We start from the raw sequence: 10,824 nt of genomic DNA on the forward strand, positions 1-10,824 counted from the left end.
ATAACCAATAACCAATAACCAATAACCAATAACCAATAACCAATAACCAATAACTCCACTGACTTAATAAAAAGTAAAGATTGTAATAAGTAGCAATGTACCGAGAAGGGATGGCCAATAAAGCAGCTTGGGTATCCGATTATTTTGATAATTGATTACAGGAATATTCTTGTTCAATTTCCATAGTAACGCATTGAGGGCAACGATTAAAATGAACAGATAAATAATGAAGTAAAAATACTCAAAATAAAGAATTCCCTTCCAGGCAATTGCTTGTCGAACCGAAATTTGATCGAGGATGACAATGAAGATAAAGCCACCACAAGCAACGATAATTTCTGTGGCATTTTCTTTTCCCAGTAACATCATTAGAAATAGCAAGAAAGCAACTACAGAAAGAGGCACAATTCTTGCTATCAATATACCGAGAAAAGCTCTTTTTAGAATAACGGTGAAATAAAGTTCTGGATAGTCTTTTTGAGAGACTGTATTGGGAATACCAAAATTAGTATTGTAGTCGTTAAACTTGTACTCAAAAAAACTACTTTGCAAGAGCCAACCTTCTAATACAAAGTCTTTTTCTAAACCAGGTTTGGCAAGAGGATAGATCAAATCGTAGGCACTAAAATCTGGCACGAGAATTACTTCTCTATCCAAGTCTTGGCGATGAAAATCTTTTGGCCACAACCGTAGCCAAACATCGTTAAAGTCAAAGGGATAGTGAGAGAAATCGAAGCTTTCCCGAAAAGTTGCTTCAAAATACCAACCAATTACCTCACTTCCTTTATCTTTATACTTATACATTTCTTCTAGCGTTATCTCGTTCCCTTCCGGAAATATAAACTCGCGAGACACGCCATCATGAACTCCATCAGTATACTTTTGCCAGATGTAACCAGATATAAATACATCATTAGCGCTGTTAAATTTTATCTGCTGAACAAAAAGTCCTGTAGGAATTAATAGAGGTGGTTTGCGATTTGCCTTCTTTGCTAAACTAAATCGATCTTTCAGGTAATTATTGACGTTACTTTCGCTGAGGAGCAAATTTCTGTTATTATTATAAATCTTCTCGGCTAAAGCCAGATACCAAATAAATCCGATTCCTGAAACATAAAAGAGACTAATCAAACAGGAAACAGCCCCAAGACGTTTCATATTGCCTCTATCCGCACGTAATATTAGCACCGAGAGAAAAAATAAAAATACAATTGATTCGATGGTAATGCGGATTAAGGTTTGTCGCCTGGTTTTGTCGCTAGTTTCGCTATCATCTTTGAGTATAACGACTCCCATAGTCCATCCTCTCAGGGGAATGGGTTCTAAAATAACCAATGCTTCTTGCTGCGTCACTGGATCGAAAAAATCGATTTCCGCACTTTGATTCTTAATCGCTTTATCCCCAATTTCTTTCAGTTTATGGTTTTTACTCGCTTGGGCAAGAGCAAAAATAGTTTTTTGCTCTTTTACATAAGTAAGACTAGGATGGGAGATAAACACTCCTTTCTGGGAAAGAATAAAGGTATAGCCAGATTTGCCCAACTTAATTTCCCTAACGCTTTCGTTCAGTTTATCCTGAGATAAATTAGCATAGATAACACCAATAGGTTTTTTAGCTTTAGTTTCTCTGTTGCTTTCATAAAAAGCAGTATCATAATCGACGATAATTTCTTTTGATGATTCATCGAAGTAAGGTTCAGGTAAAAATGATCCACGCTCCAATGTTTGGTGATACCAATCCGTATCTGGAGTGGTATAATCGTAATCTTCTTCAATTTTACGTTGTTGAACGATCTTATTCTTGCGGGTATAAAAAGGTGCGTATAGTCTGGTTTTTTGCTCGTAGCTGAAAGGTGTATAAGCAGCACCTATTTCTAAGAAGTCAGGATTTTTCTCTAAGTCTTTTTTCAGCCTGTCTAATAGTTGCTCCTTAGTCAAACTACCTGATGTTAAATCACTGGCAATGCCATTAGCAGTATCTTGGAGTTTTTGCAGCTTTTCACCAATCTCTTTACTACTTTGGACTGCGGTTTGCTTTGCTTCAATTTTTGCTGCTTCCAGGCGTTTTTTTTGGTGTCGCCAGTACCAAGATACCTCCATGCTCAAAAATAATAAACTGGTTCCACATAGGAATATTGATAGGTAAAATACGAGCTTAGATCGTCTAGCATTAAGTCTATTCATTTCCATCTTTACCTACCTATTGAGAATTTATAGCATGGAGCTATATCAGTTACAGAAAAATTATAATATAATCATGGCAATCGAAAGCAATGTTATGCGATTTTATTTATAATAGACACCTTCCTCTATTTGGATCTAATTTAGAAAGAACAAGGGTTTCCGATTATATTTGGGAGATGTCCAATGCTTATTTCCGCCGCACTCCATTATTCATCAAACTTTGACAACCCTCTCACCATTCCTCCTCACTTGCCATGAAGTTAAGAGAAATGATAACCAAAATTTGCTAAACTGACTTGGGAATAGGCTATGGTCTATGGGGTGTAGTGGGTAGCAAAGAAAGATTTTGCTCCTTACCAACTCTAATAACGAACAACCAACAACGAACAACCAACAACCAACCACTAATATGTTTGATGCTCTAGCTGAACGTTTAGAAGAAGCCTGGAAGAAACTCAAAGGTCAGGATAAAATATCCAAAACCAATATTCAAGACGCTTTACAGGAAGTCCGTCGCGCTTTATTATCTGCCGATGTGAACCTGCAAGTCGTTAAAGACTTTATCGCCGAAGTCGAAACCAAAGCACAGGGCGCGGAAGTTGTCTCTGGTGTCCGTCCCGATCAGCAGTTTATCAAAATTGTTTACGATGAGCTAGTCGAGGTGATGGGGGAAACTAATGTCCCTCTCGCCCAAGCTGAGACTGCGCCAACAGTCGTACTCATGGCAGGGTTACAGGGAACAGGGAAAACTACTGCCACTGCTAAGTTAGCCCTCCACCTGCGGAAGGAAAACCGCACCTGTCTGATGGTTGCTACCGACGTGTATCGACCTGCGGCTATTGACCAATTGGTAACACTAGGTCAACAAATTGAAGTTCCTGTATTTGAACTAGGTACTGATACTAACCCTGTAGAAATTGCTCGTCAGGGTATCGCTAAAGCCAAAGAAATGGGTGTCGATACTGTCATTATCGATACCGCAGGACGGCTTTTCATCGACGAAGCGATGATGGGGGAACTTGTCCAAATTAAAAATACCGTCAAACCTCATGAAGTCCTACTGGTAGTAGACTCAATGACAGGTCAAGAAGCGGCAAATCTAACTCGCACCTTCCACGAAAAAATTGGGATTACCGGAGCCATTCTCACTAAGTTAGATGGCGATACTAGAGGTGGTGCAGCCCTTTCAGTACGACGCATTTCCGGTCAACCAATTAAATTTGTCGGGGTTGGGGAAAAAGTAGAAGCACTCCAACCATTTTATCCTGACCGGATGGCATCCCGAATTCTGGGGATGGGCGATGTCCTTACCTTGGTGGAAAAAGCTACCGAGGAAATTGACCTCGCTGATGCTGCCAAAATGCAGGAGAAAATGCTCGCAGCTACATTTGATTTCAATGACTTTTTGAAGCAAATGCGGTTGTTGAAAAATATGGGTTCCCTCGGCGGTTTACTAAAGATGGTTCCCGGTATGGGTAAGCTAAGTAGTGACCAACTCCAAAAAGGAGAAACCAAGCTCAAGCAAACCGAGGCAATGATTAACTCCATGACTATGGAAGAACGGAAAAACCCCGACTTGCTGGCAAGTGCCCCCAGTCGTCGCCGTAGAATTGCATCAGGTTCCGGTTATACAGAGCGAGATGTTGGTAGTTTAGTGAGTGAATTTACGAAAATGCGATCGCTCATGCAGCAAATGGGTCAAGGTAAGCTAGCCGGAATGCCTGGTATGGGCGATATGTTTGGTGGTATGGGTGGTATGGGTGACGGTGGTCGTCAAGGTCCTGGTTGGCGCGGTGGCGGGCAGCCGAAGAAAAAGAAAAAGGACAAGAAAAAGAAGGGATTTGGTCAACTTTGAATGATTAGCGGGTTGAAAAATTCGTATCCACTGATATACTGATTAAGCGGTTGAGAAATTTGTATCAATTAATACAAGGGGTGTAATAGTGTCTCAAGTTTTCACGAAAGATTTTGAAATAGAATGCCCTTCCAAGCAAAGAGTTTGGAGCGAAATTGCCAATCGAATCGAAGAATTGGGACTACCTGGAACACCTATCAGGTTGATTCTGACCGCACTGCGTGACGGAAAGTTGGTGTTTGAAAGCAGTTTTCTCGAAACAGACAGAAAACCTGTATGGCCTTCTTTATTAGATATTCGTCCACGTCAAATTACTTCAGAGAAACCTTTTGTCGCTGTAAGTATAGTGCCGACAGGAGTCCGTGCAGAAATTGGCGGCTTTGCTGGTGATGCTACTCCCAGTGTAAATCTATTAGCAAAAGCTTGTGATTACTTAGTGGTTAATCCCAACTCAGTTACAGCTTCTGACCTCTATTTTGCTAGCGATAATGTCCTTTATCTTGAAGGGAATCTAATTTGCCATTTATTATTGGGGCACACCACTCTGATTCCAGAAACTCGCACCAATATTGGGGTGATTATTGAGAAAACCGAAGAGAAATTTTTGAATAATATTCTCAACGCCCTAAATGCACTAAGAACTGTGGGAGGAATCAATATACATCCGGTTGTGGTCACTGGTAAGGAAGTTAGAACTGAATGTACTTTCTCTGCTTACGGTCATGCGTCTGGGAGATTTGACGGAATTGATGAGTTGATGAAAGCATTAGATATTGTTGCTCAAACAGATACTAATGCCGTTGCTTTCTCCACAACTCTATTAGTTGAGGAGGAAATTCGTAACCAGTATTTTAAGTTAGGAGGTATACCAAATCCCTGGGGAGGAGCAGAAGCAATTATTACTCACATGACAACTAATTTCTATCCGTTTACTGCTGCTCATTCTCCATTACTGTTAGATGAAGCTGAGATCATGCTGGGGACTTTAGGAGACCCACGGGATGGGGCAGAGTTATGCTCTAGTGCGTTTATTTGTTCGACTTTGAAGGGATTGACGCGCTCTCCGCGCCTTGCCAAATTCGATACTCCTTTACCATCAGGATGTCAGGGAATTTCCGTAGAAAATGTCTCAGCAGTGGTCATGCCGGAGAGTACTGTAGGTAATATTCCCTTCTTTGCCTCTCTTGAACAAAATATTCCAATTATTCTGGTTCGGGGCAATCACACACACTATGAAGTAACTCCCACAGCCCTCGATATTGACCACGAGCAGAGAAAGATTTACTACGTGAATAGTTACATGGAAGCTGCTGGTTTACTTCTAGCTTTACGACATGGAATTGTTCCTGAAGCAACCAGACGACCAATACTCCCAATCGAGCCAATTTTTATGTAATATCAAGTCTCTTGGTTGGCGGCTAAGTAGATCGCGATCGTTATTCGTAGGATGGGTAGAGCGACAGCGAAACCCATCAAAACATTGCTATTGTTGAGTTTCATCCATCAATATCCCATAAAAATCTCTATGAATGATAAATTGTCTACCTATAAGATGATTGCATCTTATTACCCAGACGTGAAAGTTCGACTTCACACTCCAGCTCATCAAGGAGTGGGAAGGGAATCGGAATATTTTAGCGATCGCATCTACGCCTACGACTTACCATTCTTTAACCGTAACGAGTTTTATGACATAGAAAAATCTATTGCTGAGTTATATAAGACTAACCATACATTCTTTCTCACAGGAGGAGCCACACAAGGGATTTTAGTTGCCTGTACATTACTAGGTAGAAAGCATCGAAAAGTCGCAATTGGTCTCAATAGTCACCTGTCAGTAATTCACGGATTTATCATGGCAGGATTAGATCCCTTGTTTATTCCTTCATTTTCCTTAATGCCAACAGCAGCAGAAGTTATTCAAGCATTAGAAACGGCAGGAAGTGAAGTTACAGCACTTTTGTTAACATATCCAAGCTATGATGGCATAATCACTGATTTGTCAAGTATTTCCAAATACTGTCGAGAGAAAAATATAGAATTTATTATCGACGAAGCCCATGGCACTCATTTTCCTTTCTTAGAGGAAGAAACCTTGTCAGCGCTTGCCCAAGAATCTGACTTGGTTATCCATAGCTTGCACAAATTTGTTGGTAGTCTTGTTCAAACAGCCTTAGTTCATTTACCTAAAACTTCAAAGATTACAGAGGATGAAGTCATAACAGCGTTGTCGGTGTTTGAAACGACATCCCGGAGCAACCTGTTGCTATTAAGCATAGAAGAAGCCATTCACCTAGCTTTTGGCAATGAGAGAAAGTCTCTTTTCCACAAGGCTGCTCAGAAATGTCAAGAATTACGATATCTGCTTGATAATTTTGGCAATGTCTTAACCTATGATGCCGAGGTTCGCGATCCATTAAAGCTTTTCCTTTATAGCGATCGCGCCACAGGTGAGGAAATTGCTGCTCTTCTGCTTGAACGTGGTGTTGATTGCGAATACTCGAATAAAAAAGGAGTATTATCAATTTTCTCATTTCAAAATACAGATGATGACTTTGCTCATGTTGCCACAGTACTTGAGCAGGTTTATAAAACTCTTGATGATCGAGAAACAGGACAATTTTTTGATGAACGTATTTTGGCTCGTACTCCGGTTATGCGCTGTTTGCCAAGGGAGGCTTTTTTTGCATCAACAAGAAAGAAAGTTTCTCTTGAGGAAGCCAAGGGAATGGTTAGTTGCAATAGCATTAAAAAAATTCCTCCATGCGTTCCCGTCTTAATACCTGGGGAAGAAATTACTGATTGGCATCTTGAGAGGATAATGCCAGATACTTTAGTTGAAGTCATGACTTGAGAAGCTTAAGTAAGGAGAATCAGATATGTTCTGTATCAAAACAGAAGTAAAAGAGTCTAATATAACTACTGAAATTTTTAGCAGCTATTGTTGGCAGGAACTTTGTTCAAGAAATCAAAGATTCAGTTGCTGAATCTGCGAAGATGGATTAAGAGGATGTTTGAACAGTTGTTAAATAAAACCCCGTTATTTAATATTTGACAAATATCCTTGAATAAACTTATTTCAATATAGGAGTTCGCTCATTCTCAGTTGATTTACCTTGGTCTATAACTTCTGTAGCCTTGTTAGATTCAATAATCTCAGCAAGTGAAAGATAAAAACGATAGATTAAAAACGCTGTGGCTAACGTCATTCCTATTGTTAGCCCTAACCATAAGCCCATCGATCCCCAATTAAGATGGAAGCAAAGGAGGTAACCGCTACCCATTCCAACACACCAGATAATGGGTATGTCGATCAATAGAGGGAAGCGAATATTCTTCATTCCTTGCAACATACCTATAGCGATCAAGTTAAGTCCGTAAGCCATGAGAAACAATGCTGCAATCCTCATTAGAGGGATGGCAGTCTTAATTACTATAGTGTTATCGGGATTACTTGCATCTAAATAAATCGCCACAATCTGCCCTGGAAAAAGCCATAAAGCCAAATCAATTATGCTTATTGCTACAACACCAATGACAATTACTGAAAATGCTGCTGTCCTTATGCCAGTAAAGTCATTCTGACCTATCTTTTGTCCGACTCGCGTCATAGCAGCGTAAGAAGTTGCCATAGGCACAATCAGAGACACTTCTATGGTTTGCACGACAATTTCATTTGCTGCTAGCTGAGTTGTACTTATAGAACCCATCAACAAAGCAATAACGGTAAATAACAACATCGAAGCGGCATATTCCAAACCAACAGGCCAACCATTTTGCCAGAGTTGGGCAAATATATCTCGATTGAACCCTAGAGAAGCAAATAGCTTATATTCCCTAAAGTCAGGATGAAAACCAAGTATGGCAGCCGCAGCAAGGAACTTCACCCAGAAGACAAAAATGCCAGCCAAACCAATCCCTGCTAATCCCAAAGCTGGCAAGCCTAGCTTACCGAAGATTAAAACGTAGTTAGCAATAACGTTAAGGGGAATGGAAATCAGCGCGATGGTGCTAATAAGTTGAGGGCGATTGATAGCAGTGGCAACTTCCTTCAAGATGAAGAAGCCAATCGCCGCCGGGAAACCCCAAACAATAGCTCGTAAATAGGTTTTCGCCAAAAGTACGATGTTTTCCTCTTGACCGAATAGGCTTAAAATGGAATCAAGATGCCAAGTTAGCAACATCATCGGTAAACAGAGAAAAGCGACTAGCCAGATTCCTTGAGCCAAGAGTTGGCGAATGCGATCCGTTTTTCCAGCGCCAAAGGCTTCTGCTGCAAGTGGACTTGCTCCCTCCACAATCCCCATACAAATAAAAGTCAGGGTATAGAAGGTGATTACACCTAGAGCGCCAGCAGCAAGGGATTGAAGACTCAATAACCCCATCATGACCGTATTGACAAAACCAACCGCAGCCTCAGATAACTGAATCCCCCCCAATGGAACCGCCAATTGCAGGGTGGCAAGAATTTCTGATTGGATTGTTGACTTTTCAGATGGTGGTGTGCTTAAGCTCATAATTATGCCAATAGTGATCCAAATTGCTATTTACATCTTGTTTTGTCAGGACTTAGGCAGCCCCGCTACTAATAGTGTGGATAATCCGTTATACCACCAGCTCATACGCTACAGATAGAGTCTTTCCCTAAGTCCTGTTTATGATCGAGGAAGCAAGATGCCTACCCGACAAGGAAATTGTTTTATTATAAGAAGAGAATTCTGTCGCTCCTGGAAACGGTGCAAGATCTCAGTAGCTATAACCTCGTAATTTAGTTTATAGTATATGTGATTTTTTATACTATAATTCCCGAAATCAGTAGTCATGTCAGGAGCGCCATGACTTGGAGTATTCTGAAGTCCCTAGCGATCGCTTAAAATCAAACAGGAGAATTATTCTGCAACATGATCAAACTAAGACTAAAACGATACGGCAAAAAAGGCGAAGCCAGCTACCGAATTGTGGCAGCGCCAAGCACCTCTCGCCGGGATGGTCGTCCACTTGAAGAATTGGGCTTCTACAATCCCAGAACCCATCAAACCACACTAAACGCTCCAGCAATTGTCAAGTGGCTGCAAAATGGGGCACAGCCGACAGAAACAGTGCGGAGTATTCTCCGAAAAGCCAATATCCTCGAACAAGCCAATGCTGCAAAGAGCTGACGATACCAGTCCAAATTATGTCGATCTGGTACGATTTTTGATAGAGCCGTTCTTAGAGTCACCGAATTCCCTCAGTCTAGACTGCGAGAAGTTAAATGCTAACGAGCGAATCTGGATTCGGCTAGCGTTTGGCGGCGAGGAGAAAGGGCGAGTATTCGGTCGGGGGGGTCGTAATATTCAGGCGATTAGAACTGTAATCCAAGCAGCAGCACAAGCAGCAGGACAATCAGTCCATCTGGATATCTACGATGAGTCGGCTGAGGGGAAATCTCGCTCTGAACCTTCTAATGGTGGCAGATTCGTTGCGAGAAGGAGTCCGCCACGTCCGCCATCAAGACCGAGTAAACCTGAACCTAGACCTCGTTTCTAAAGTTGTTGGTTGTTGGTTGTTGGTTATTTGTTGTTGGTTGTTAGTTGTTTGTTGTTAGTTGTTGGTGAATAAGCAATACTAATCAAAAAGTGGATCTAAAATAACTTGAAAAAACAAACAACAAATAACCAATAACAAACAACAAATAACCAATAACAAACAACAAATAACCAATAACAAACTTTGAGTGAAGTATCCAAGATAATAGAACTGCCGAGTAATGAAAGTGCGATCGCGTTAGCTGGCGAGCGGGAAGATAACCTAAAAATCTTATCTCAGCAAACTGGTGCAACTCTGGTGCTGCGGGGGCAAGAATTGCTGATGTCTGGCACGGCAAAGCAAGTTGAGCGTGTATCATCATTAGTGCGATCGCTCGATACTTTCTGGCAAGAAGGGAAAAGGATTACCGAATCAGATATCCAAACCGCTTGTCAAGCTTTGGATACCCACCGTCAGGATGAGTTACGAGATTTACATCAAAATATTCTGGCACGTACCCGCAGAGGTGATGTAATTCGTGCCAAAACTTTCCGTCAGCGGCAATATATTAAAGCATTACAAACCCACGATCTCACATTTTGTATCGGACCTGCGGGAACAGGTAAAACTTTTCTAGCAGTTGTCATCGCGGCTCAGGCGCTACTCGCGAATCAGTACGAACGATTAATATTAACACGACCTGCGGTAGAAGCGGGTGAAAAGTTGGGGTTTTTACCAGGAGATTTGCAACAGAAAATCAATCCATTTCTCCGTCCCCTCTACGATGCTTTGTATGAAATGATTGAGCCTGAGAAAATTGCTAATTTGATGGAACGAGGTATCATTGAAGTTGCTCCTTTGGCTTACATGCGGGGGCGTACTCTTAATAATGCCTTTGTGATTGTCGATGAAGCACAGAATACAACTCCGGCGCAAATGAAAATGGTGTTAACTCGCTTGGGTTTTGCTTCTCGGATGGTTGTTACTGGTGATGTCACTCAAACTGATTTACCTCCAAATCAAGATTCAGGATTAGTCATAGCCAGGAAAATTCTCCGCCCTATTGAAAGTATTGCATTTTGCGAACTTTCTACTCAAGATGTGGTGCGTAATCCTCTGGTGAAAAAAATTGTCGCTGCTTACAATGATGAGTCGCTGAAAGCCCCGTGACTTTAGTCCGGGGATGTAGGCGAAGCCTTCCCGGAGGGTAAGCGCTTTGCAGAGTGACATCTCCTACACCAACCTGGGTACAGGTATGGTGTAGGCTTCCAAACCAG

Annotated in this window: 8 protein-coding genes; 6 read left to right on the forward strand and 2 right to left on the reverse strand. The window is 41.4% G+C overall.

Annotation, left to right across the window (positions count from 1 at the left end; genetic code table 11):
- Nucleotides 1–63 precede the first annotated feature (63 nt).
- Nucleotides 64–2,100 (reverse strand): cache domain-containing protein, encoded by a 2,037-nt coding sequence (locus tag NJ959_RS18735; RefSeq protein WP_254013259.1) that lies wholly within the window; start codon nt 2,098–2,100, stop codon nt 64–66.
- 493 nt (nt 2,101–2,593) lie between these two features.
- On the opposite strand from NJ959_RS18735, the gene ffh reads away from it, so the two are divergent.
- The 3 genes from ffh (at nt 2,594) to NJ959_RS18750 (ending at nt 6,893) form a co-directional block, all read left to right on the forward strand.
- Complete coding sequence (gene ffh, locus NJ959_RS18740) at nt 2,594–4,039, forward strand: signal recognition particle protein (protein ID WP_254013266.1); 1,446 nt, start codon at nt 2,594–2,596, stop codon at nt 4,037–4,039.
- Nucleotides 4,040–4,127: 88 nt separating this feature from the next.
- A complete protein-coding gene (locus NJ959_RS18745) occupies nt 4,128–5,435 on the forward strand; it encodes a DUF3326 domain-containing protein (protein WP_254013260.1) in 1,308 nt (435 codons plus the stop codon).
- Nucleotides 5,436–5,564: 129 nt separating this feature from the next.
- Nucleotides 5,565–6,893, forward strand: coding sequence for an aminotransferase class I/II-fold pyridoxal phosphate-dependent enzyme (locus NJ959_RS18750; protein ID WP_254013261.1), 1,329 nt, complete (start codon nt 5,565–5,567; stop codon nt 6,891–6,893).
- 220 nt (nt 6,894–7,113) lie between these two features.
- On the opposite strand, the gene NJ959_RS18755 is transcribed toward NJ959_RS18750, so the two are convergent.
- Complete coding sequence (locus NJ959_RS18755) at nt 7,114–8,556, reverse strand: MATE family efflux transporter (protein ID WP_254013262.1); 1,443 nt, start codon at nt 8,554–8,556, stop codon at nt 7,114–7,116.
- A 384-nt stretch (nt 8,557–8,940) separates the two neighbouring features.
- Here NJ959_RS18755 and rpsP point away from each other — a divergent pair, with 384 nt between their 5' ends.
- The 3 genes from rpsP (at nt 8,941) to NJ959_RS18770 (ending at nt 10,717) form a co-directional block, all read left to right on the forward strand.
- Nucleotides 8,941–9,198, forward strand: coding sequence for a 30S ribosomal protein S16 (gene rpsP, locus NJ959_RS18760; protein WP_254013263.1), 258 nt, complete (start codon nt 8,941–8,943; stop codon nt 9,196–9,198).
- On the forward strand, nt 9,182–9,568 hold the full coding sequence (locus NJ959_RS18765) for a KH domain-containing protein (protein ID WP_254013264.1): 387 nt from the start codon (nt 9,182–9,184) through the stop codon (nt 9,566–9,568). The genes rpsP and NJ959_RS18765 overlap by 17 nt, the downstream gene beginning before the upstream one ends.
- A 183-nt stretch (nt 9,569–9,751) precedes the next feature.
- Nucleotides 9,752–10,717, forward strand: coding sequence for a PhoH family protein (locus NJ959_RS18770; protein ID WP_254013265.1), 966 nt, complete (start codon nt 9,752–9,754; stop codon nt 10,715–10,717).
- Nucleotides 10,718–10,824 lie beyond the last annotated feature (107 nt).

Source organism: Limnofasciculus baicalensis BBK-W-15 (assembly GCF_024178385.1).
GTDB classification, from domain to species: Bacteria; Cyanobacteriota; Cyanobacteriia; order Cyanobacteriales; family Coleofasciculaceae; genus Limnofasciculus; species Limnofasciculus baicalensis.